The 25,348-nt window shown below is 35.7% G+C and carries 18 protein-coding genes and 1 tRNA gene; 8 read left to right on the top strand and 11 right to left on the bottom strand.

All coding sequences use genetic code 11. The annotated features are described in order from the left end of the window. Positions 1 to 21: 21 nt before the first annotated feature. Positions 22 to 3,078 carry a TAT-variant-translocated molybdopterin oxidoreductase gene (locus B2145_RS00435; RefSeq protein ID WP_291097020.1) on the bottom strand — a complete coding sequence of 1,019 codons (3,057 nt, stop codon included), beginning with the start codon at positions 3,076 to 3,078 and terminating at the stop codon, positions 22 to 24. A gap of 36 nt (positions 3,079 to 3,114) precedes the next feature. Continuing rightward, on the bottom strand, positions 3,115 to 4,464 hold the full coding sequence (locus tag B2145_RS00440) for a c-type cytochrome (RefSeq protein ID WP_291097253.1): 1,350 nt from the start codon (positions 4,462 to 4,464) through the stop codon (positions 3,115 to 3,117). A gap of 216 nt (positions 4,465 to 4,680) precedes the next feature. Between B2145_RS00440 and B2145_RS00445 the strand changes: the two genes are divergently transcribed. Continuing rightward, positions 4,681 to 5,070 (top strand): SPOR domain-containing protein, encoded by a 390-nt coding sequence (locus B2145_RS00445; RefSeq protein WP_291097022.1) that lies wholly within the window; start codon positions 4,681 to 4,683, stop codon positions 5,068 to 5,070. Between the two features lie 308 nt (positions 5,071 to 5,378). Here B2145_RS00445 and B2145_RS00450 read toward each other — a convergent pair whose 3' ends face one another. From B2145_RS00450 to B2145_RS00470, 5 genes are all read right to left on the bottom strand, one after another. Beyond that, the gene (locus B2145_RS00450; protein ID WP_291097023.1) at positions 5,379 to 5,558 is read right to left on the bottom strand and encodes a hypothetical protein; all 180 of its coding nucleotides are present in this window, start codon (positions 5,556 to 5,558) and stop codon (positions 5,379 to 5,381) included. Between the two features lie 92 nt (positions 5,559 to 5,650). Continuing rightward, the gene (gene infB, locus B2145_RS00455) at positions 5,651 to 8,572 is read right to left on the bottom strand and encodes a translation initiation factor IF-2 (RefSeq protein WP_291097024.1); all 2,922 of its coding nucleotides are present in this window, start codon (positions 8,570 to 8,572) and stop codon (positions 5,651 to 5,653) included. 48 nt (positions 8,573 to 8,620) lie between these two features. Further along, positions 8,621 to 9,874 (bottom strand): transcription termination factor NusA, encoded by a 1,254-nt coding sequence (nusA, locus tag B2145_RS00460; protein WP_291097025.1) that lies wholly within the window; start codon positions 9,872 to 9,874, stop codon positions 8,621 to 8,623. 13 nt (positions 9,875 to 9,887) lie between these two features. Continuing rightward, positions 9,888 to 10,352 carry a ribosome assembly cofactor RimP gene (gene rimP / locus B2145_RS00465; protein WP_291097026.1) on the bottom strand — a complete coding sequence of 155 codons (465 nt, stop codon included), beginning with the start codon at positions 10,350 to 10,352 and terminating at the stop codon, positions 9,888 to 9,890. Positions 10,353 to 10,661: 309 nt separating this feature from the next. Next, positions 10,662 to 10,732: transfer RNA gene (locus tag B2145_RS00470), tRNA-Gln, on the bottom strand. Between the two features lie 234 nt (positions 10,733 to 10,966). Here B2145_RS00470 and B2145_RS00475 point away from each other — a divergent pair. Continuing rightward, entirely contained in the window at positions 10,967 to 14,242 is a 3,276-nt protein-coding gene (locus tag B2145_RS00475) for a DUF2723 domain-containing protein (RefSeq protein WP_291097027.1), read from the top strand. A gap of 93 nt (positions 14,243 to 14,335) precedes the next feature. Further along, the gene (locus B2145_RS00480) at positions 14,336 to 15,001 is read left to right on the top strand and encodes a polysaccharide deacetylase family protein (protein ID WP_291097028.1); all 666 of its coding nucleotides are present in this window, start codon (positions 14,336 to 14,338) and stop codon (positions 14,999 to 15,001) included. Between the two features lie 31 nt (positions 15,002 to 15,032). Here B2145_RS00480 and B2145_RS00485 read toward each other — a convergent pair whose 3' ends face one another. Both B2145_RS00485 and B2145_RS00490 read right to left on the bottom strand, forming a co-directional pair. Next, the gene (locus B2145_RS00485; protein ID WP_291097029.1) at positions 15,033 to 15,329 is read right to left on the bottom strand and encodes a thioredoxin family protein; all 297 of its coding nucleotides are present in this window, start codon (positions 15,327 to 15,329) and stop codon (positions 15,033 to 15,035) included. Between the two features lie 74 nt (positions 15,330 to 15,403). Then, positions 15,404 to 16,639, bottom strand: coding sequence for a metallophosphoesterase (locus B2145_RS00490; RefSeq protein WP_291097030.1), 1,236 nt, complete (start codon positions 16,637 to 16,639; stop codon positions 15,404 to 15,406). Positions 16,640 to 16,938: 299 nt separating this feature from the next. Here B2145_RS00490 and polA point away from each other — a divergent pair, with 299 nt between their 5' ends. Then, positions 16,939 to 19,794, top strand: coding sequence for a DNA polymerase I (gene polA, locus B2145_RS00495; protein ID WP_291097255.1), 2,856 nt, complete (start codon positions 16,939 to 16,941; stop codon positions 19,792 to 19,794). A 57-nt stretch (positions 19,795 to 19,851) separates the two neighbouring features. Here polA and B2145_RS00500 read toward each other — a convergent pair whose 3' ends face one another. After that, positions 19,852 to 20,877, bottom strand: a complete 1,026-nt coding sequence (locus tag B2145_RS00500; protein WP_291097031.1) for a LacI family DNA-binding transcriptional regulator — start codon at positions 20,875 to 20,877, stop codon at positions 19,852 to 19,854. 348 nt (positions 20,878 to 21,225) lie between these two features. Here B2145_RS00500 and rplM point away from each other — a divergent pair, with 348 nt between their 5' ends. The 4 genes from rplM (at position 21,226) to tsf (ending at position 24,015) form a co-directional block, all read left to right on the top strand. Then, positions 21,226 to 21,681, top strand: coding sequence for a 50S ribosomal protein L13 (rplM, locus tag B2145_RS00505; protein WP_291097032.1), 456 nt, complete (start codon positions 21,226 to 21,228; stop codon positions 21,679 to 21,681). Then, positions 21,681 to 22,067 (top strand): 30S ribosomal protein S9, encoded by a 387-nt coding sequence (rpsI, locus tag B2145_RS00510; RefSeq protein ID WP_291097034.1) that lies wholly within the window; start codon positions 21,681 to 21,683, stop codon positions 22,065 to 22,067. The genes rplM and rpsI overlap by 1 nt, the downstream gene beginning before the upstream one ends. 167 nt (positions 22,068 to 22,234) lie before the next feature. Next, complete coding sequence (rpsB, locus tag B2145_RS00515; RefSeq protein WP_291097036.1) at positions 22,235 to 23,080, top strand: 30S ribosomal protein S2; 846 nt, start codon at positions 22,235 to 22,237, stop codon at positions 23,078 to 23,080. A 110-nt stretch (positions 23,081 to 23,190) separates the two neighbouring features. Continuing rightward, positions 23,191 to 24,015 carry a translation elongation factor Ts gene (tsf, locus tag B2145_RS00520; protein ID WP_291097038.1) on the top strand — a complete coding sequence of 275 codons (825 nt, stop codon included), beginning with the start codon at positions 23,191 to 23,193 and terminating at the stop codon, positions 24,013 to 24,015. 140 nt (positions 24,016 to 24,155) lie between these two features. Here tsf and B2145_RS00525 read toward each other — a convergent pair whose 3' ends face one another. After that, positions 24,156 to 25,259: a hypothetical protein gene (locus B2145_RS00525; protein ID WP_291097040.1), complete on the bottom strand. Its 1,104-nt coding sequence runs from the start codon at positions 25,257 to 25,259 to the stop codon at positions 24,156 to 24,158. Positions 25,260 to 25,348: the final 89 nt, after the last annotated feature.

The raw sequence follows: 25,348 nt of genomic DNA on the forward strand, positions 1-25,348 counted from the left end.
TTTAAATTGATTTTAAATTTATTAAGTGTTTCTAACTTTAACGTGATAGAATACATTTGGTTTTGTTCCAACGTGCTCTAACAAATGATACATTCTTTCCTCTTCTACCAACTTGGCAACTTTACTTTCTTTGTCGTTTACATCCCCAAAAATCATTGCTCCGGTAGTACAAGCACTTGAACAAGCCGTTTGGAATTCTCCGTCAACAACTTCTCTTCCTTCGTTTTTGGCTGCCAAAATAGTTGCTTGTGTTTTTTGAATACACATAGAACATTTTTCCATAACCCCACGTGAACGAACAGCTACATCTGGATTTAACACCATACGACCCAAATCATCATTCATGTGGAAATCAAATTCTTTATTTTGACTGTATAAGAACCAGTTGAAACGACGTACTTTATACGGACAGTTATTGGCACAGTAACGAGTTCCAACACATCGGTTATACGCCATCATATTTTGACCTTGACGACTATGTGAGGTTGCCGCAACTGGACAAACAGTTTCGCAAGGTGCGTGATTACAGTGCTGACACATCACGGGTTGAAAAGCTACTTGGGGATTATCCGAAGGGCTTTCCATTTCTCTAAATGTTGATAGCGAACTTGACAAACCGGCAATATTGTCTTTTCTTTCGTCATCTCCCGCAAAAGTTTCCTCAGAAGAATAATATCTGTCAATACGCAACCAGTGCATATCACGACTTCTTCTAATTTCAGATTTTCCAACTACAGGAACGTTGTTTTCGGCGTGGCAGGCAATAACGCAAGATCCACAACCTGTACAAGCATTCAAATCAATTGAAAGATTAAAATGATGCCCTACTGAACGATCAAATGAATCCCATAAATCTACCGTTGTTGCTTTAACTTCTTTATGATCCAATGAAACCATTGGTTGCTCGTTCCAAACTTCTGCATCTTTGGTATTGAATATTTCTAAAGTAGTTTCTTTAATAATATCGCCTCTTCCCATCAACGTTTTTTGACCTTGAACACAAGCAAACTCGTGTTCTCCGGCAGCTTTTGTCAATGTAACTGATTGTACATTATTGAAACCTTTATATAATGAGTAAGCATTTAAACCTACTTGCATTTCTTCTTTTAATGCTACTTTTTTACCATAACCCAAAGCTAAACCAACAGTACCAACAGCTTGTCCTGGCTGAACAATTACCGGTATGTTTTCTAATTTAAGACCATCGGCTGTTGTAATGGTAGCATAGCTTCCGTTCAAACCTCCATTAGCAACAATTTCATTAGACATTGCCAAAAGTTTGGCATCGGCATTCGAAACGGTAACATAATTATCCCAAGAAACTCTCGTGATTGGATCTGGTAATTCTTGCAACCAAGGATTATTCGCTTGTTGTCCGTCGCCTAAACCAGTTTTTGTATATAAAACCAATTCGAAACTTGGAGTCACTTTTGATTGTGCCAAAGCATTTGCCGCAGCAGCATAATCTGCTGAACCTGCAGAAACGGATGGTATTGTTCCAACAAAAATACCGTCATGCAATACTTGATTCCAAGTAGAACCCGTAATTATTGACGCTGAACTTGCTTTTAAATAATCATAATAGGTTCCCACGGCACCATTCAAAGACAACAATACCTCTTGAAATTGTTTGGTGTTGAACAAAGGACGAATAGTAGGTTGAGTCAAACCATAAGTTCCTTTTGTAATGCTTACATCGCCCCAAGATTCTAAATAGTGAGGGACTGCAGCAGCTATAGTCGTTATTGAAGCGGTTTCGTCTTCTCTCAAAGAAAATGAAGCCGAAAGACTTACTTTTTTCAATCCTTCAACAAAATCATTTGAATTTGGTAAAGTATAAACTGGATTAACGCCGCTCATAATCAAGGTATGAACGCTTCCTGCTTTCATATCATTAACTAATTGAGCCACTTTTTCGCTAGATCCTTTTCTGATTTGTCTCGTTCCAATAGTTGAAAAAGCTTCACTTGCCAATGCTTGGTTGATGGCCAAAACTAACAATTGTGCATTTTTATCTTGGATTCCAGAAACTAAAACTCCTTTGCTTCCGGCAGCTTTCAATTGTTGGGCGGCTTTGGCAACTTCTGTTTTAAATTTTGCGTCTAAAGTTACTGGAACCGAAGCTCCAACAACTACATTATATATATGTACTAATGCTTGCTTTTGATTTGCGGTTGACATTGCCAAACGTTTATCGGCAGCTGCACCGGACAAAGTCATATTCGCTTCCAATTGGAAATGGCGCGACATTTTTCCATTTTTAGGAATTCTGCCTTGAGCATATCCTGTATCATAACTTCCACCTTGCCAATCTCCAAGGAAATCCGCACCAACAGAAACAATCAACGAAGCTTTTGAAAAATCGTAGTCAACCAAAGCTCTTTCGCCGTAAACAGTTTCAAATGCATCTAAGGCTTCTGATGAAGAAACAGCGTCATAAATAACGTGTTTTGCATTTGGATTATTGACAATAAATTCGGCTATCAACTTTTCAGTCGACGGACTTGCCAATGTATTCGTCAATAAAACAACTTGACCTCCTTTTGCTTTGGCCTCAGCCAAGCTTGATTTTATTTTTGAATCAACATCAATCCAAGTAGCGTTTTTACCAGCAATTTTTGGCTCTTTCAAACGCATATTATCATATAATGACAATATCGATGCGTGGATTCTGGCGTTTGCCGAGAATTTTGCACCAGGCATAGTATTATTATCTATTTTAATAGGACGCCCTTCACGAGTTTTCACTAAAAGATTAGCAAAATCAAAACCATCAAAAACGGAAGTTGCATAAAAATCAGCAATTCCAGGGATGATTTGTTCTGGTTGTACTACGTAAGGTATCGACATATGTACGGGGCCTTCGCAGGCTGCAAGTGTGGCTGCCGCTGTGGTAAACCCAACGTACTTTAAAAAATCGCGACGTGTTGTTGATGAAAATGATGGAGCATCACTGTTTCCTAAAAACGTATCAGTAGGAATTTCTTCAACAAATTCGTTATTTTTAAGCGCCTCAACAATAGAACTATTTTCGTCTAGTTCTTCAACACTTTTCCAGTATTTTTTGTTTGATGACATATTCTATATAAATATTAGCTTCTTAATTATTATTTTTTAATAGTGGCATTTACCGCATTCCAACCCGCCCATTTGTGCTGCAGTCAGTTTGTCTACACCATATTTTTTGGAAAGTTGTTCGTGAATTTTGGTATAATAGTCATTGCCTTCCATTTTAACATTGGTTGTTCTGTGGCAAGTGATACACCAACCCATCGTCATTTTGGAGAATTGCTTTTGGACTTCAAAAGTTTGAACCGGACCGTGACAAGTTTGACAAGCAACTCCAGCAACAGTAACGTGTTGTGAGTGATTGAAATAAACAAAACTTTGCAAGTTATGAATACGAACCCATTTTACCGGCTGTGTAATTCCCGTGTATTTTTGATTGGCTTTGTCCCAACCTACAGCTTTGTATAATTTGTTGATTTCAGCATCATAAAACGCTTTTGAATAATCTTTGGTAGCCGTTGTATCAGACACTTCAGAAATGTTTTTATGGCAATTCATACAAACATTCAACGAAGGAATTCCGGCAGTTTTACCAACGCGAGCAGCAGAGTGACAGTAATTACAGTTAATACCGTTGCTTCCGGCGTGAATTCTGTGAGAATAATGAATCGGCTGAACTGGCGAATAGTCTTGATCAACCCCAACTTGCATCAAGTAACCGTATATAAAAAAGGCACTCGCCAACAATAAGAATATTGATGTAACCAACACTAAAAATTGATTTTTTGCAAAAGCTTTCCAGATTGAAATAGTTGGTTCTTTTGGAGCAACATTGATTCCATTTGCCGCAGCTACTTTTCTTAAAACATTGTTTACCAAAAACAACATTACAATAAGAATCGCCATTACTAATGACAATGCACCCAGAATAACGTCATTTGAAATTCCTCCTCCAGCATTTGTTTCAGTTCCGGGAAGTTTTGCCCCAACAACTGGAGCAACAGCCGCTGCTTTTGGCTCTGAAGCATAAGCTACAACATTATCAATGTCAGCCTCCGACAGTTGCGGGAAAGGAGTCATTGGAATCTTGTTGTTTGCTTCAAAAACTTTTATGGCCGCAGCATCACCAGACTTAATTAAATCGCCACTATTGTGAACCCATTTGTAAAACCACGCTTTTTCATACTTAGCACCAATTCCTCTAAGGGCTGGTCCAGTTGCTTTAGCATCCAGCTTATGACATGCTGCACAATTGGTATTAAAAACTTCCTTCCCTTTTACAGGATCGCCACCCTGCGCAACAGCAGGAGCTGCAGTTGTCGTTGTAGCTGCCGGAGTTGCGGTTGCTGCCGGAGCTGCAACTTGTGCAATTGAAGTTAAGGATATTGTTAGCATTAAAGCTAAACTTAAATATAATTTCCTTGAAATCGAATTATGGTTACCCACCTTTTTCATATAATAGTAATTATCTACAATGTTGAATATGATTTTTTCCAAATTTAAAATATGATAAAAATCACTTTTTCTTTTAAATATTCGACAAAAATACACTTTAAGAACTATTCTCAAAACCTTAAAATAGTCTTAAATATAATTTATATCGATTCTAAATAGTATTGATAATTTAGAATTCCCCATTAAACACTATTTTTGCATAAAAACTATCACATTATGAGAATTATAACAGCACGGAAATTCATTTTCTCCTTCCTTATATTATATGTTTCCACTTCCTATGTAAGTGCGCAAAATCAAAAGATTACCATCAGTCAAGATCCCAGATTTGAACAATTGCTAAGCGAAAAGAGAAAAATCAACGCTTCACTTACCGTGAACGACTCCTATAAAATTCAGATCTATAATGGCGGCAGCGAAAACGCCAAAAAAACTTTAAACGACTTCAAACAAAATTTTAGCGACATTGATGCCACGATTGTTTTCAACACACCCAATTATAAAGTATGGGTTGGGAATTTCAAGTCTCGTATCGAAGCCGAACGTTATCTAATTGACATTAAAAAGAAGTACAACAATGTGCTTTTGATAAAACCGAGCAAATAAATTTATCCATTATAATTTTAAGGCTTAAAACGAACAAAAAAGCAACTCGAATTGGGTTGCTTTCTTTTGTTACTTGACATTCTTTTGTCCTTGTTTATGGGCACAGAATGCAATTCTGCGCTATCCGTTTTTAAGTTCACTAAAGAGCTCAACAAGCTTGCCATTCCGACGAAGGAGGAATCTCATTTAGTTGCTCTCGCATGTTGAGATTTCTCGTGCCTCGGAATGACAAATTGAGGTCATACCTATTCTGGAAAACAATCAAAGTTCTGAATGTATGTGAAAACATAAGCACTAATTGGTGTTTACTAAAAGTGTAATCCGCCAAAAATATAGATTATACCACCTATAATAAAACACACACCGCTAACATAACCTTGGAAATTATTAACAGAAGAAAGATTAGTATTCTTTGGTCTTTTCGATGTATACCAAATAACAGCTAATCCAACCAACATCAATAAAACACCAATTCCTATATCTTTCATATTTTTGCCATTTTAATTTACCAAATAATCAAGCTAAACTAAAAAAAAATCCCGACGAATCGGGATTTAATTATTTTACAACTATTGAAATCTTATTTCAATTTCTTTTTGACTGCTACTTCTTGGTAAGATTCAATAATATCTCTTTCCTCAATGTCGTTGTATCCTTTAACTTGAATACCACAATCATAACCTTTAGCTACATCTCTTACGTCATCTTTAAATCGTTTCAATGCCAATAATTCTCCAGTAAAGACAACAACACCGTCTCTAATGATTCTCATTTTGGCGTTTTTAACAATTTTACCATCCATAACCATACTTCCGGCAATAGAACCCACTTTCGATATTTTGAATATCTCCCTGATTTCGGCAGTTCCCAGAATTTCTTCTTTCATTTCCGGAGCAAGCATTCCTTCCATTGCGTCTTTCAAGTCGTCGATAGCGGCATAAATGATAGAATAGTAACGGATGTCAATTTCTTCTTTGTCGGCTAATTGTCTTGCATTTCCAGCAGGACGAACATTAAATCCGATGATGATTGCATCTGAAGCAGAAGCCAACATTACGTCAGTTTCGGTAATAGCTCCAACACCTTTATGGATGATATTGATTTGAATTTCTTCGGTAGATAATTTAGAGAACGAATCCGACAAAGCTTCAACAGAACCATCAACGTCACCTTTTAGAATGATGTTCAATTCTTTAAATTGACCCAATGCAATTCTACGTCCAATTTCATCCAAGGTAATATGACGTTGAGTACGAACAGATTGCTCGCGCATTAATTGAGAACGTTTTGAAGCAATTTGTTTGGCTTCTTTTTCGTCTTCAAAAACATTAAACTTGTCACCCGCTGTTGCTGCACCATCTAAACCTAATACAGATACTGGAGTTGAAGGGCCTGCAACAGTCACAATATTTCCTCTTTCGTCGTGCATGGCTTTTATTTTACCATGGTGTTTTCCAGCCAACATATAATCCCCAATTCTTAAAGTTCCATGTTGCACTAATATGGTAGAAACGTATCCTTTTCCTTTATCCAAAAATGCTTCTACGACAGTTCCTTGTGCCGCTTTATTTGGATTCGATTTTAAATCTAGCAATTCAGCTTCCAATAATACTTTTTCCAATAATTCTTTTACCCCTGTTCCAACTTTCGCCGAAATATCGTGAGATTGAATTTTTCCACCCCAATCTTCAACAAGTAAATTCATACCTGCTAATTTTTCTTTGATTTTTTCAGGGTTGGCATTTGGCTTATCAATTTTATTGATTGCAAATATAATTGGAACTCCAGCAGCCTGAGCGTGAGAAATTGCTTCTTTGGTTTGTGGCATGATGTCATCATCGGCAGCAACCACAATAATTGCAATATCTGTAACCTGAGCACCACGAGCACGCATTGCGGTAAACGCTTCGTGACCCGGTGTATCAAGGAAAGCTATTTTTTGACCGTCTTCTAAAGTCACTCCATAAGCACCAATGTGTTGTGTAATTCCTCCAGATTCACCAGCGATAACATTTTCTTTACGAATATAATCCAGTAAAGATGTTTTACCGTGATCGACGTGACCCATTACGGTAACAATTGGCGCTCTAAAAACTAAATCTTCTTCTTTGTCTGGTACAACTTGAATGGCTTCTTCAATATCTACCGTGATGAATTCAACTTCGTAACCAAATTCATCGGCAACAATGGTCAATGTTTCTGCATCGAGGCGTTGATTTTGCGTTACCATAATTCCAAGTGACATACAAGTACCAATAACTTTTGTAATTGGCACATCCATCATAATGGCAATTTCACCAACGGTAACAAATTCAGTAACCTTTATCGTTTTACTTCCTTCGTCTATGGCTCTTTGCTCGTCATCTGATTTTTGACGGTGCGTATCTCTTTTGTCTCTTCTGTATTTAGCCGCTTTCGATTTACCGCCTTTTCCTTGCAATTTCTCTAAAGTCTCCCTAATTTGATTTTTAACTTCTTCTTCCGTTGGCTCAACTTTGGCAACAATTGCAGGTCTGGCTCCTTTTACAAAACCAGGTCTAGCTCCCCTATTGGCGTTAAAACCACCACCGCCACCAACATTTGGAGTAATTTTATTAGGATTTGGCGCGCCCGGAACTCCAGGAGTTGCAGGTGGTCTTGGAGCACCAGGTTTTGGGGCAATCCTTTTTCGTTTATTTTTATTGGCATTACTGGCCGCACTTCCAGGAGCACCAGGTGTCCCAGGTTTGTTTGGAGTAATTTTAGGCTCTTCTTTTTTCTTTTTAGGCTTATTAAATTGAGACAAATCGATGGTTTGACCAGTCAATGTAGCTCCAGTTAATTTTTGATATTTAGTCTTGATAGATTCTTCAACGGGTGCTTCTTCCTTTTTCGGTGCTTCTTTCGGTGCTGAAACCGTTTCGCTTTTTGTTTCTTTTAACTCGACAATAGGTTTAACCTCTTTTTTGTCTGAAACAATTTTTTCTTGTAAAGGTTCTTTTTGAAGAGGTTCTTTTGGTAAAGATTCTTTCTGCAAAGGTTCTTTATGCAAAGGTTCTTTTGGTAAAGATTCTTTTTGAAGAGGTTTTTCCTGTTGAGTTTTAGCTACGGGAATGTCCTTTTTTTCTACAATTGGCGAAGGCACAGCCGCTTTTTTAGGGTTAAGGTCAATATTCCCAACATGAACGGGGCCAGTCACAACAGCTCGCGCCCTTATAACTTCTTGGTTTTTTAGCCGTTCTTCGTCTTGTTTGCGTTTGTCATCAATTTCTTTTTCACGCTCTACACGCAATGCTTCTTTCTCTTTTCTCTTCTCTTCTCCCACCTCTTTTGAAGCCTCTTTTTTCCCTTTGTCGCCTGCAAACTGACCACACAAAACATTGTACACATCGTCGGAAATTTTTGTGTTTGGATTTGCTTCAATAGCAATTCCCTTATCTTTTAGATAATCCACAGCTCTTTCTAACGAAATGTTTAATTCCCTTAAAACTTTGTTTATTCTAATAACTCTCTCTTCAGACATAAAACCTTTTTATTATTACCTTTTCTATTGTATTGTTTGAAGAATTGATTAGCTATCAAATTCTTCTTTTAATATTCTCATTACATCTAGAATAGTTTCCTCTTCCAGGTCTGTTCTCCTTACTAAATCATTTACATCTTGTTTCAAAATACTTTTTGCAGTATCCAACCCAATTTTTGCAAATTCTTCAATAACCCATCCTTCAATTTCATCTGAAAACTCTGTTAATTCAACATCATCTTCATCGGCAGCTGCGCCTGCAACATCTCCTTCACGAATAACGTCAAGCTCATAACCTGTCAATTGACCGGCTAATTTAATGTTATGTCCACCTCTACCAATTGCTTTAGAAACTTCTTCTAATTTCAAGAAAACTTCGGCTCTTTTTGTTTCTTCATTAATCTTGATGGATGAAACTTTCGCAGGGCTTAATGCTCTTGTAATATACAATTGAATATTGCTGGTATAATTAATGACGTCTATGTTTTCATTTCCCAATTCACGAACAATACCGTGAATACGGGAACCTTTCATACCCACACAAGCACCAACAGGATCAATTCTATCGTCATAAGAATCTACCGCTACTTTTGCTTTTTCGCCTGGAATTCTCACTACTTTTTTTACCATAATCAATCCGTCGAAAACTTCCGGAATTTCTTGCTCAAACAATTTTTCCAAGAACTTCTCCGAAGTTCTGGACATAATTATCTGAGGTTTATTTCCTTTTAGTTCAACGCTTTCAATGATTCCTCGAACATTATCTCCTTTACGGAAAAAATCAGAGGGTATTTGTTTTTCTTTTGGCAGAATGATTTCGTTTCCTTCATCATCAATCAAAATTACGACTCTTGGACGAACATGATGTACTTCGGCAGTGTAAATTTCGCCAATTAAATCTTTAAATTGTTTGTAAAGATTGGTATTATCGTGTTCGTGAATCTTGGAAATCAAGTTTTGGCGCAAAGCCAAAATAGCTCTTCTTCCCAAATCAATTAACTTCACTTCTTCAGAAACTTCTTCTCCGATTTCAAAATCAGGCTCAATTTTTCGAGCATCTGTAAGCGAAATTTCCAAATGGTCTAAATCTACATCATCATCGGCAACAATAACCCTTCTTTGCCATATTTCCATATCGCCTTTATCAGGATTAATGATAATATCAAAATTATCATCTGATCCAAATTTTTTCTTCAATGCATTTCTGAATACATCTTCTAATATCGCCATAAGCGTTACACGATCAATAAGTTTATCATCTTTAAACTCTGAAAATGAATCGATTAATGCTAAATTTTCCATGCCAACTAATTAATTAAAATGTTACTGTAACAATTGCTTCTTTTATTTCTGTATAAGGTATTTCTTGTCTTTTTTGAACTGTTTCTTTTCCTTTTCCAAGTTTTTTTGGCTCTCTGGCTTTCCATGACAAAATTATAAAATTATCATTAGCTTCAACTAATTCTGCTTCAATTGTTTCGGTTGCTAATTTTACTATTAATGTCCTTCCAACGTTTTTTTTGTATTGTCTAACCATTTTTAATGGCGATCCAACTCCTACCGAAGCCACTTCTAAAGAAAAATCTTGTTCTTCCCTGTCTAAATTAGCATCAATTGCACGACTGATATCAATGCAGTCCTGCAAAGCCACTCCTTTGTCGCCATCTAAAGTTATGATTACTTTAAACGCATCAGTAATGGTTAAGTCTATCAAAAAAACAGATGGTTTTTCTAAGAGACTCTCGGCTAATACGGTATTTATTTTTTCTTTAAATGTCATATTTTATAAAAAGAGGCACGCCATGCGTGCCTCATTATCTAGTTTTTTAATAAATAACAGTGCAAATATAGTGTTTTTTTTATAAATCAAAAAATCAATGTTTTATGACAAAAACTTTTCTTGATTTGAGTACAGCTATCTTACATCTCGCTTTTTAAATAACTTCAACCCTGTTTTTAATTTCGAATTGGCTTTTAACAACCCTGTTTTTAGAAAACCATCTAATTAACAGATCAAAATCAATTTAGTTTTTCAAGCCCATTTTTTATGAAATAAAAAAAGCCTCTCAAAAAATTGAGAGGCTTTGTGTTGGTCTACAAGGACTCGAACCTTGAAAGACTGCACCAAAAACAGTTGTGTTACCATTACACCATAGACCAATTCCATTGCCGTTAAGCGAGTGCAAATTTAATATAAATTTTAATTTTTACAAATTTTTAATCTCTTTTTATCAAAAAAAAATTTATTGACGATCTAACAATCTGAAAAGTCCCGAAAAACAGGCTGTTGCAAGTTATATTCCGTTTTTTAGAAATTTTTGTTAATGCCCGTGCCGTTAAATAAAAAAACATTTTCTTTGTATCTTAAAATAAAACTAAATTTTAGCATATAATATGGCAAAGTTCAATTTCAATAAATGGAATACAATTACAGGCTGGTGCGCATTTGCGATAGCATTAGTGACATACACGCTAACCGTTGAACCTTCAATGAGTTTTTGGGATTGTGGCGAATACATTGCCACTGCGGCAAAACTTGAAGTCGGACACCCTCCAGGAGCTCCATTATTCCAGATGATTGGTGCTTTTTTCGCCATGTTTGCCCTCGATGACAAGCATATTGCCGTGATGGTAAACATGATGTCCGTTTTTTCGAGTGCCTTTACCATACTGTTTTTATTTTGGTCTTCTTCGATGATTTTAAAGAAAATAGTATCCCGTTTTTCAGAGATAAACAAAAACAACTCCATTGTTATTCTTGGTAGCTCACTTGTTGGGGCGCTTGCTTATACTTTTTCCGATAGCTTCTGGTTCAATGCCGTTGAAGCCGAAGTTTATGCCATGGCTTCTTTGCTTATTGCCTTGCTTTTTTGGCTAGGTTTACGCTGGGAGCAGGATATGGATACACCAAGAGGTAATCGATGGCTACTAATTATTTCGCTGGTGATTGGACTTTCATTTGGTGTCCATTTTATGGCATTGTTGACAATTCCTGCCATAGGATTTCTTTATTTTTTCAAACATTATAAAGAGGTTACCATCAAAAATTTCATCATTGCAAATATTGTTGTAGTGGCCGTTTTGCTGCTTATTTTTAAATTACTGTTGCCTTTGACTATGGCATTTTTTGGCAAAACCGAGGTTTTTATGGTCAATAATTTAGGAATGCCGTTTGATTCGGGCACTATATTTGTCGCCTTGCTTCTTATTACATTGTTTTATTATAGTTTAAAATACACCCGTGACAAAGGTCTTGTAAACTACAATACCCTTATTCTATGCATTTTATTCATCTTTATAGGTTTTTCCACTTGGATGATGTTGCCTATTCGTGCCAATGCCAATGTAGTCATCAACGAGAACAAACCTTCGGATGCACGTGAAGTTTTGGCTTATTACAATAGGGAACAATATGGCTCAAATCCGTTATTTTACGGACCGCAATATACCGAAGCCTTTGCTGGTTTAGACAAGAACAATCCTTATTTAGATAAGGCTCCAAACTATGAAAGAGATTATAAAACAGGCAAGTATGTTATTGTAAACAACTACAAAAATGCCGAACAAAATAGCGATGATAGTCAAAAAACCATTTTACCAAGGCTGTGGAGTGGAGACAATACGGTGAATTACATCAGCTTTACAAGCGCACCGCAATTTAAAATAAATCCTGATTATCAATACGCAGATGATTTGCCAAAATACGGAGTCGATCCAAGCAAACTGAGCGAAGAAGAATTAAACAAAGCGGAGGCACAATTAAGAAATGAAATTGAAAAAACCGTAAAAGAATTTAGACAAGCTTATGCACAAAAACAAATTGACAATGAAGGTTACGTTAAATTTCTGAAAAGTTATGGCGATTATTTAATTGTGGAAAAACCAACAACTGCCGACAATTTAAGTTTTATGTTTGAATACCAATTTGGCTATATGTATTTTAGGTATTTGATGTGGAATTTTGTTGGACGCCAGAACGACATTCAGGGAAAATATGACTCTCAAGACGGTAACTGGCTTAGCGGGATTCCATTTATAGACGAATTGCATCTGGGCTCCCAACAAAATTTACCTTCGGACGTGTTGAATAATAAAGGGCGCAATGTGTATTTCTTTTTGCCATTATTACTAGGCCTCATTGGCATTATGTATCATTTCGGCAAGGATCGAAAAAGTTTTTATGTGCTTTTGGTGCTATTCCTATTCATGGGAATTGCCTTGAAAATTTACCTCAACGAAAGACCATTTGAACCACGAGAAAGAGATTATGCCTTGGTGGGCTCTTTCTATGTATTTGCCATTTGGATAGGTTTTGGAGTATATGCGCTTTATGAAAGTCTTCAAAACTATCTGGCGCCAAAAATAGCCGGCCCTATAATTGTAGCAGCAAGTTTACTGGCTGTTCCGGTTCTTATGGCTTCCCAAAACTGGGATGACCATGATCGTTCAGGAAGATATACCGCAGTGGCAATGGCAAAATCCTATCTTACTTCTTGCGACCCCAATGCTATTTTATTTACCATTGGCGACAACGACACCTTCCCGCTTTGGTATGCACAGGAAATTGAACATGTAAGAACAGACGTCAAAATTGTAAACACAAGTCTGTTTATGACCGATTGGTATATTGACCAAATGAAAACCAAAGCTTACAATTCTGAACCTTTGCCAATTTCATTCACACACGATCAATATGTGGGAGACAAACTGGATTATGTGGCGCATATTCAAAAAATAGATAGCCGATGGGAAATAAAAGATTTTATCAATTTTATAAAAAACCCAAAATCTACCGTTGAAATGCAAAATGGGCAAACCATTCATTTTTACCCGACAGATAAAATTAGAATTCCTGTTGACAAGAACAGCATTATCAAGAACAAAGTGGTTGCCGCAAAATTCTATGATTCCATTGTCCCTTATATTGACATAGACATCAAAGGAAATGCATTATACAAAAACAGATTAATGATGCTGGACATCGTGGCCAACAACGATTGGAAAAGACCTATCTACTTTAGTGGTGGCGCATTTGATAATGAAGATTATTTGTGGATGAAAAACTATCTCCAATTGGACGGAATGGTCTATAAATTAGTCCCCTTAAAAACTGCTGCATCAAAAGACGCAAGCCCTATGGATATGGGCCAGATTGATTCGGATAAAATGTATTCTGTTGTCATGAAATGGGATTGGGGCAATAGCGAAAGCGACAAGATATACCACGACCCCGAAACAAGAAGAAACAGCATAACTTACAGAACAAATCTTGCCCGATTAATGGATAAGTTAATCGCCGAAGGGAAGAAAGATAAGGCACGAAATATTATCGATTTGGCCATGACAAAGATGCCTTTGGATAAATTTGGTTATTATTCCGTTGTAGAACCTTTTGCCAGAGGATATTATGAAGTGGACGAAAAAGCAAAAGCCCAACAACTTCTGGATAAATTAATGACAAAATACAAAGAAAACCTTAATTATTATGGTAGTCTAAAATCCTCCGAACAAACAGATATAGCTGTTGATATTATTACCGATATTGAACGCTACAGAAGTTTGTTGCAAGTGATGAAGGAAAGTGGAGATGTTCCATTTTACAATAAAAATAGGGCAATATTCAATACTTATATAAAAATGTTTGAGCGTTTTGGCCGCGAAAAAGAATAGCTTTAATTCGGAAATTTGAAAATTTGGAAATGAGTGATTTAAAAAATTATCGCTTTTCCGAATTTTCAAATTTTCAAATTTTCAAATTAAATTATGAGCTTTTACTGGATAAAAACAAATACTCTAATTAAAAAAATATTCTCAAATTACGTTTGGGACATCCCCAATATTGAAAACAAAATCTACCTCACTTTTGATGACGGTCCAACGCCGGAAATCACCGAATGGGTTCTTGAAGAATTAAAAAAATACAATGCAAAAGCCACTTTTTTTTGCATTGGAAGTAACATAGAAAAATATCCGGAGATTTTCACCAAAGTAATCGATGAAGGTCATTCTGTCGGAAACCATACTTTCAACCATTTGAAAGGATGGCAAACTTCGACCGAAGAATATTTACAGAATGTAAAATTGTGTGAAGCCGCAATATCAAATCCTAAATCTAAAATCCCAAATCTAATTCCGATAGCTATCGGAACTAAAATCTTCCGTCCACCTTACGGAAAAATAAAATTATCACAATCAAAAAAACTGAGACAACTGGGATACAAAATAATCATGTGGGATGTATTGAGTGCAGACTATGACGCTAGCATCTCGCCAAAAAAATGTTTGGAAAATGTGTTACAAAATGTAACAACCGGAAGCATAATCGTTTTTCACGACAGCGTAAAGGCATTCCCTAATTTAGAATATACTCTGCCTAAAACGCTGGAATATTTGAAAGAAAAAGGGTTTGTTTTTGATGTTATAAGATAAAATAAGATTGTGTCTCGTGCAATGACATTTCTTAAAGATGCTCTTGAACCAAGCCAATTATAGTATTGGCATCCAATTCCCCGGATTGTCTCCAAATCATTTGACCTTCTTTATAAATCATCAAAGTGGGAAGCCCTTTGATGCGCAATGCATCGGCTAATTCTTGATTTTTATCGATATCAATTTTTATCACTTTTGCCTTATCGCCAAGAGCCGCGGCAACATCCCTTATTACGGGATGCATCGAAACGGATGATTCATTCCAATCTGTGTAAAAATCAATCAACACAGGGACTTGTGTGCTTATAAGTTCTCCAAATTTTGACATAAAACCAACGAATTTAATTTTCTAAATCTACTGAAAAGAGATATTTATTTTACAAATGTAGTATTTTAAACGAATTAAGCCACACTCTTGCCTTTTTTTAGTTCAATGACTGTAATCTCAGGCATAATTCCCACTCTGCCTGAATAAGCGTGGAAACCAAACCCACGATTTACATATACATATCTTCCCAGATTTTCATACAATCCAGCCCATTGTTTATAAACATATTGTATTGGACTCCATCGAATCACTCCCGGAATCTCTATGCCAAACTGGAATCCATGAGTGTGTCCTGAGAGCGTCAAGTGAAAATGTTTTTCGTGATTTTTCACTTCATATTCCCAGTGACTAGGATCATGACTCATCAATATTTTAAAATCTTCTTTAGTCAAATTGGCAGATGCCAAGTTAATATCTCCCACTTTTTTGAAATTATTCCCCCAATTCTCGACTCCAACCAGCGCGATTTTGTCAGCTCCTTTTTCAATGAAAGTATTTTCGTTTAATAATAATTTGAACCCTATTTGACCATACAAATCTTTTATGGCTTGAAAATTTTCTTCTTTGGCAGCCTCTGTTGGCCAAGTGATATATTCACCATAATCATGATTCCCAAGTACCGAATATTTACCAAACTCGTGTTTCTTGATTCTATTGAAAGTATCTATCCAAGGGTGCATTTCTTTTGCGTCAGTGTTTACAATATCACCCGTAAACAAAATCATATCCGAATTTTGTTCGTTAACCAAATCAATTGCATAATTAATTTTCTCCGGATTATCAAAACTGCCACTGTGAACATCCGATATTTGGGTAATTGTAAAACCGTCAAAAGCTTCTGGTAAATCAGGGAAAAATATACTTTGCTTGATTACTTTGTAGTTGTATTTACCTTTCGTCACTCCATATAATAAGGACAAAAACGGAACTGCCGCTAAACCCAATCCTATTTGACTAACAAACTTTCGTCTTGAAGCAAGAAAACCGACACTGTCATTATACTTCGCAAAATGATTTATGGAACCAGCGCCTATTCTGAAAATATCTTCCCCAAAAAGCACTAAAGTCAGAACCACTTTAGGTATATATATCAATAGAACCAATCCCATTGTAAGCATAGACTGCTTAGTTTGCCCTACAGAACGGTCAAATTGCATAAAAGAATAAATAATAAAAACCAGAAGCAGCACACTTATTATTTGATAAGAAACCAAAATCCATTTTGCCGTTATTAAAGTTCTTAATGCCTGAAATGCATAAAGTTCAACAAGAAAAAGGACTAAACATAGCATTAATATGCGTATAATCATTGTAATAGAATTTTTGTGCAAAATAACAAATTATTTAAGTGAAACGAATTTATGTTAATTGAACTTTAACTAAAACCATACCAAAACTGTTTCAGCCGGCACCTTTCTACCTATAAAAATGACACATTGTCTTGAATTTCATTAATTTATAAAAATAAAGAATGCATTATAAACCTCAAATATCAATGCAGTCAGAAAGATTCCTTTTTTCGTTTTTTAATAATTTCAATCGAGAGCGAAACAAAACATCGTGAAAAGTTTTAAACTTTCGTTACTTTTACGCTTTCATAATTTATTCAATCATGTCGCAAAAACGCCTTTTCCTTCTCGATGCTTACGCTTTAATCTTCCGCGGTTATTATGCTTTTATAAAAAACCCTCGGATCAATTCCAAAGGAATGGACACTTCGGCAATAATGGGATTTATGAATTCCTTGATGGATGTCATCAAACGCGAAAAACCGGATCATTTGGCAGTGGCGTTTGACAATGGCGGAAGCCAATTGAGAAACGAAATATTCCCGGAATACAAAGCCCATCGCGATGCCACGCCCGAAGCCATAAAAATTGCCATTCCTTATATCCAGCAATTATTGAAGGCGATGCATATTCCAATTATCGAAGTCAAAGGTTATGAAGCCGATGATTTAATAGGAACCATTGCCAAACAAGCCGAAAAACAAAATTACAAAGTCTTTATGGTAACGCCCGACAAAGATTTTGCACAATTGGTTTCCGAAAATATTTTTATGTACAAACCCGCCCGAATGGGCAACGGAATAGAAATTTGGGGGATTCCCGAAGTTTTGAAAAAATTCGAAATCGAACGTCCAGATCAAATCATCGATTTTCTTGGAATGATGGGTGATACCGCCGATAATATTCCCGGTTTTCCTGGCGTGGGTGAAGTTACCGCCAAGAAATTACTGAAGGAATTTGGCACAATGGAAAACCTTTTGGCCAATACTGACAAACTGAAAGGCAAGATGAAGGAAAACATCGAAGCCAACAAGGAAAAAGGTTTGTTGTCCAAGACTTTGGCGACCATTCTATTGGATTGTCCCGTAGTTTTCGATGAAACCGATTATGAATTATCGACTCCTGATGTTGATAAAACCGATGCTCTTTTCAACGAACTCGAATTTCGAAGAATGGCGGAACAATTTGATGCCATATTCAAAAAAGGCGGAACGGTTACGGCAAATGCTCTTATAGATGAGGCCAAACTTTATAAAAAGCCACTCCCGAAAGCTTTCGGGACCAAAAACGAAGAACAGTTCGATCTGTTTGGAAGTGCAATTCCCGAGGAAACTTCGGAAGAAACACGCCATCAATATTATAATTCGTTAGAAAACACCGAACATTCCTATCAAATTATCCAAGGAGATTTAGGCGTGAAATTGCTCTTGCAAAATCTTCAAAATCAATCTTCGGTTTGTTTTGATACCGAAACAACTGGCTTGGATGCTTTGCACGCCGAATTAGTCGGAATTTCATTTTCTTATGAAAAAGGAAAAGGATTCTATGTTCCTTTTCCGGAAAATCAGGAGGATGCCCAAGTTTTAATAGACAAATTCATTCCGTTTTTCGAAAACGAAAAAATCGAGAAAATAGGACAAAATTTAAAATACGACTTGAAAATTTTGTCCAATTATAATATTAAGGTAGAAGGAAAATTATTCGATACGATGATTGCGCATTACCTCATCAACCCGGATATGCGCCACGGAATGGATATTTTATCGGAAACCTACCTACGATATTCCCCGAAATCCATTGAAGAATTGATTGGGAAAAAAGGCAAAAATCAAAAATCGATGCGAGACATTGCATTGGAAGAAATCAAGGAATATGCTGTTGAAGATGCCGATGTAACCTTGCAATTGAAGGAGATTTTCACATTGGAACTGGACAAAACGGGAACCAAAAAACTTTTTGAGGACATTGAAATCCCATTGGTAAAAGTACTTGCCGATATGGAAAAAGAAGGCATTCGAGTGGATGTCGATTTTCTGAAATCATTATCGGAAGATTTGGGAAATGACATCAAAGCATTGGAAAAAACCATATACGAAACTGCGGGTCATTCCTTCAATTTAGCTTCTCCCAAACAATTAGGCGAAGTTTTATTCGACAAACTCAAAATTGGCGGAGCCAAACAAAAGAAAACCAAAACAGGCCAATATGCCACAGGCGAAGAAGTCTTGAGTTATTTAGCCAACGAACACCAAATCGTTAAGGATATTCTCGATTGGCGTCAACTGATAAAATTGCAAAACACTTATGTGGATGCTCTACCGAATCAAGTAGACAAAATCACGAATCGTATTCATACCGATTATATGCAAACCGTTGCAGCAACTGGCCGTTTGAGTTCCAATAATCCGAATTTGCAGAATATCCCGATTCGTACCGAACGCGGTCGCCAAATCAGGAAAGCATTTGTGGCAAGAGATGAAAATTACACCTTGGTTTCTGCGGATTATTCCCAAATAGAATTGCGGATTATTGCCGCTTTGAGTGGCGAAGAAAATATGATTGCCGCCTTTAAAAACCACGAAGATATTCACAAATCGACTGCTTCAAAAGTATTCAATGTTCCACTTGAAGAAGTCACTCGCGAACAACGAAGCCACGCCAAAACGGTGAATTTCGGGATTATTTATGGCGTTTCGGCTTTCGGGTTGAGCAACCAAACTTCACTTTCTCGTTCAGAAAGTGCCGCTTTGATCGAAGCCTATTATAAAACATATCCGAGACTGAAGACCTATATTCAGGAACAAATAGAATTTGCCCGAGAAAATGGTTATGTGCAAACGATTTTAGGCCGTCGCCGTTATTTGAAAGACATCAATTCGGCAAATGCCGTAGTTCGTGGTGGTGCCGAGCGCAATGCCGTGAACGCGCCAATTCAGGGAAGTGCCGCAGATATTATCAAAATTGCAATGATTAATATTCACGAAAAATTAGTTTCCGGAAACTGGAAATCGAAGATGTTATTGCAAGTACACGATGAGCTTGTTTTTGACGTTCATAACTCGGAACTCGAAAAAATTCAACCGATGATTAAACACGAAATGGAGAATGCTTTCAAACTCGATGTTCCTTTGGATGTTGATTTAGGAGCGGGAAAAGATTGGCTGGAAGCGCATTAGGATTGATGATTCCAGATTAATGATTTAGGGTGTAGTTCCTGAAATCTAAATACTGGTCTACAATTTTCTTGTCGTTTCTCTTTCTTTTAAATTAGTTTTGATAACTACCGTTTGGTAAGGTAAATTTTCTTCCTTTGATTCTAATCTATCGATAAGTAATTTGGCAGCCACTTCACCAATCTCTATTCCATGCTGACTCACTGTGGTTAAGCTTGGGGACAATCTTCTGGAAGCAAGAATTCCGTCGGCAAAGCCTATAATAGAAAGCTCTTCCGGGATTTTATACCCTTTTTTCAGGCCTATTTTCAAAGCAGCCACAGAATCGCTTTCTTCTAAAGCAAAAATTCCATCAATCGTATTGTTATCAAAAATTTTCTCGATTTTATCCTTTAAATCATCCTCGGAATCAGTTCGAAGAATTATATTTTGATTTATTTCAATATTATTGTCTTTTAATGCTTTGAGATAGCCTTCGGCTCTTAATTTTCCGACACTTAAATTATCCACAGAAGAAAATAAAGCGATATTCTTACATCCTAAATCTATTAAATGTTGCGTCGCATTTAACGCCGAATCGAAATCGTCCACGATGACCTTGTCACATTCTACATCATCGGCTATTCTATCAAACATAACAATTGGAATTCCTTCATTTATAATGTCTTTAAAATGACTATACTCATGTAGTTTTTGTGCCTCTTCAGAAATAGATACAATAAAGCCATCTATAGTTCCGTTGCTCAACATCTCTAAGGTATGACTTTCTTTTTCTAATGACTCATTGGAAATACACATAATCACATTATATCCTTTCTCATCAGCCCCTTTTTCTATACCGCTAAATACTTTTGCAAAAAAAGAATCCAGAATATTAGGAATAATAACCCCAATGGTTTTTGTTTTTCTGTTTTTGAGATTCAGACCAATAACATTTGGTTTATAGTTTTTGAGTTTTGCGTATTCCTTGATTCTTATTTTTGTTTGTTCACTAATTTCGGGACTGTCATTAAGTGCTTTTGAAACCGTAGAGACAGAAACATTAAGTTCTTTTGCAATTTGTTTTAGAGTTGCTTTAGTTTTCATAAATAGGTGTTAATTGAATTTAATAGAAATAAGAGACACGAGAGTTTTAATCTATCTCTCAAAGTAGTATCTCCCATATCAAAATAGCTGTTTTATAATATAAAACTTGCGTTTGAAACATTCAACATAAAAATGTAATTTACAACAAATATAATACAAATTATAGAAAGACTCCATTTTAGTATAATTCCAAAAGAGATACAATGAATATTCATTCAAATATACATTTGATAATCAGGACAAAAACAAGAATAAAATAATCTTTTAAGGTATTTGTATTTAAAATAAATAATTGTACTTTTGCAACCCCTTTATTGGGGATGGAATGTTTAATTAAAATATATTATTGTGAACGCATTAAGCTACAAGACAATTTCAGCAACAAAAGCCAATTCTACAAAAGAATGGATTGTTGTAGATGCTGACGGTCATAACTTAGGTCGTCTTGCTTCAAAAGTCGCTATGATTTTGAGAGGTAAGTACAAGCCAAGTTACACACCACACGTGGACTGTGGAGATAACGTAATCGTTATCAACTCAGAAAAAATCAACCTTACAGGTAACAAAATGGATGAAAAAACATACATCCGTCACACTGGTTATCCTGGAGGACAAAGAACTTTAACTGCCAAAGTATTGCAATCGAAAAATCCTGCATTACTAGTAGAAAAAGCCGTAAAAGGAATGTTGCCAAAAAATAAAATTGGCGCTGAACTTTTCAGAAATTTAAATGTTGTTGTAGGACCAGAGCACAAACAAGGCGCTCAAAAACCTAGAACAGTTAACCTAAACGATCTTAAGTAATGGGAGTAATTCACAAAATCGGTAGAAGAAAAACCGCTGTTGCACGTGTTTATGTTTCAGAAGGAACAGGAGTAATCACTGTAAACAAAAAAGAATTCGCAACTTACTTCCCAACAGCTACTTTACAGTACAAAGTGATGCAACCAATGTCTATGACAGAAAATGCAACTAACTTTGACGTAAAAGTAAATGTTTACGGAGGTGGTTCAACTGGTCAAGCAGAAGCTGTAAGAATGGCATTGGCACGCGTAATGTGTGAAGTAAATGCTGAAAACAGAGCCATCTTGAAACCAGAAGGTTTATTAACAAGAGATCCAAGAATGGTTGAACGTAAGAAATTCGGTCAGAAGAAAGCTCGTAAGAAATTTCAATTCTCTAAACGTTAATATTGCCTGTCTTGTGCAATTCGCACAAGACCTATTGATAATTAAATTTAAAAACAATGTTGTTGTTGTCCCGTTGAGGCGGGAAATTAGTTTAGCATCTAAATGTGTTCAGCCGAGCAATCGCCATCCATACATTGCTAATCAACAGAACGTAAACTAAACAAAAAATGTCAAACAAAGTAGAAGTAAAAGAATTACTAGAAGCAGGTGTTCACTTTGGACACATGACTAGAAAATGGGATCCAAATATGGCTCCTTACATTTATATGGAACGTAATGGAATTCACATTATCAATCTATATAAAACTGCAGCTAAAATTGAAGAAGCGAATGAAGCTTTGAAAAAAATCGCTGCATCAGGTAGAAAAATACTATTCGTAGCTACCAAAAAACAAGCAAAAGACATCGTTGCCGAAAAAGCAAAAGCTGCAAACATGCCATACATCACTGAAAGATGGCCTGGCGGAATGCTAACTAACTTCGTTACTATCAGAAAAGCCGTTAAAAAAATGGCTACAATTGATAAAATGAAGAAAGACGGAACATTCATGACTCTTTCTAAAAAAGAGCGTTTGCAAGTAGATCGTCTTCGTGCTAAATTAGAGAAAAATTTAGGTTCAATCGCAGATATGTCTAGACTTCCTGCTGCATTGTTCGTAGTTGATATTAAAGCTGAACACATCGCAATAAAAGAAGCTCAAAAATTAAACATTCCAGTTTTCGCAATGGTGGATACCAATTCTGACCCAAGAGAGGTAGAATACGTAATCCCATCAAACGATGATGCTTCTAAATCAATCGATAAAATTTTATCTTTAGTAACTGCCGCAATCATTGACGGACTTTCTAATAGAGGTGCTGATGCCGAAGCTGTAGCTGAAACAACTGCCGAAAAAGCAGCTCCTGCTGCTGAAGTTGCAGCTGCTGATGTTGAAGTTGCAACTCCAATTACTGAAGAAATTGAAGTTGTCGCTCCTTCTGCTGATGCTGAAGCTTCTGAGACTGAAATATAAATTTTAATATAGATTCCAAATTCCAAAAAAAAGTTAGAAACTACAAAGTTGCTGATTTAGTAAAATTGGGATTTGGATTTTTTTTATATAACCTTAAAAAATAATACAAAATGGCAACAATTACTGCTGCAGACGTAAATAAATTAAGAACAATCACGGGTGCCGGAATGATGGACTGCAAAAAAGCACTTGTTGAATCTGACGGAGATTTTGATTTAGCAATCGAAAACCTTCGTAAAAAAGGACAAAAAGTAGCCGCAAACCGTTCAGATAGAGAATCTACTGAAGGTGCTGCAATTGCTGTTGTAAATGCTGACAAAACTGCCGGTGTTGTTATCACATTGAACTGTGAGACAGACTTCGTAGGTATGAATGAAAATTTTGTGAAAATGGCCACTGAAATGGCTAATTTGGCATTGAATTTTGACAATAAAGAAGCATTTTTAGCAGCTGATTTCAACGGAATTACTGTTGCTGATAAATTAATCGAACAAACTGGAGTTATCGGTGAAAAACTAGAAATAAGAACTTTCGAAAAATTAGAAGGTGCTTTCATCGGGTCTTACATCCACTCTGGAAACAAAATCGCTACTTTAGTTGCCCTATCTGCGAATATTGCAGGTGCTGATGAAGTAGCAAGAAACGTAGCTATGCAAGCAGCGGCTATGTCGCCAATTGCTTTGAACGAAGCTGGAGTTGATTCCGATACTATTGCAAAAGAAATCGAAATTGCAAAAGATGTTTTGCGTCAAGAAGGAAAACCAGAAGCAATGTTAGACAATATCGCTAAAGGTAAATTAGCTCGTTTCTTTAAAGACAATACTTTGGTAAACCAAGATTATATTAAAGACAACAAAATGAGCGTAGCCGCTTATGTAAAATCTTTAGATAAAGATCTTATCGTTACCGGTTTCAAAAGAGCTGCTTTAGGATAATATCGAGTTTAGAGTTTAGATTTATAAAAAAGTCCCGAATAGTTTTATTTGGGACTTTTTTTGTTTGATTTAATTTTTTTGAAGTGAGCACACTTTGGAGAGAACTCGAAGACCTTATATGCCTAACTTAATTGGTCTAATCAATAATCTTCTTTATTTTTAAAACCTTCTATTTGAGTTTTTAATCTTTGAATAAGTTTTTCATTTTCTACATTAGATTTCAACAAAATTTTTAAAATTGCACTAATCCTTTCTTTTATAACTATATATAAGTCGAAATTATCATTTTTATGTGATTCATAATATTCTTTTAGAATAACATAAGTATCAATACAATCATCTAGGCAATTTTGTGTGTTTTTGTTTTCATTATAAGTATAAGCACATCTTCTTGCAATATGTCCTAAATCGCCTTCCGACACCATAAATTCATTCATTTGAATACCTCCTAAAAACCATCTATCCAATTTATTTATCTTTTGTAAATAAATTAGCAAATAGCAATATTTCTGTAAAACTGTTCTTGAGGAAATTTCTTCGTTTTTAATAAGCATTTCAAGATGAGAGGGTAATACGTTTCTTGCATCACTTCCTTCCTCAAAAACATTCTTTTCAAAAGCACGGTAAGTGTAATCAGAAATCTTTGTTGCAATTTTAATATGAAGAAAAGTGGACTTATATTTTCCGATTTTTTTAAGATAAATTTGAAAACTTAACTCTTCTAATTTTTCAAAACAGGCATTTAATATATCAGAATTTTTTAACGTTATCGACTTATTTATGATAATTGAAAATAAATCAAGAGTTTTAATTACAATTTCCTTCCAATGTTTCGAATCTTTAAATTCTTTGTCTGAATAACTATCAGGATATTTAAAATCTGCTTCTAAGTCTTTTCTTAAATGAGATAAATCAATTATTTCATTATCCTCTGGCATATTCAGTAATACCTGATTTTGTATAATGTTTTTGATAGTTTCAATACCCTCAATTATTTCTTCCTCTTTATTATAAGTGAATAGCCTGTTAATATATCTTTCAAATAATTTTTCTCTAAATTTTTCATAATGAAATGAAGTTTCTTTTTTTTCAATTAAATCAAAATACATACTTTCTATTGAATTCCAAATACCTCTTAATATTCCAGCATTATTTGGTTGAAGTAAAGAAAAATCAATGACTTTAATGTAAAAAGATATTAATCGTTCAATTATATAAGTAATTGGAACGATTTGTTGTCGCATTATTAAAAGGGCTTAATTATTTGTTTTTCAAATAATTATCTAAATTTATTTAAAAGTAAAATACGACATTATATCGTTTTTACTACTTA

Origin of the sequence: Flavobacterium sp. UBA5153 (genome assembly GCA_002413745.1) — a bacterium.
In the GTDB taxonomy this organism is placed as follows: domain Bacteria; phylum Bacteroidota; class Bacteroidia; order Flavobacteriales; family Flavobacteriaceae; genus Flavobacterium.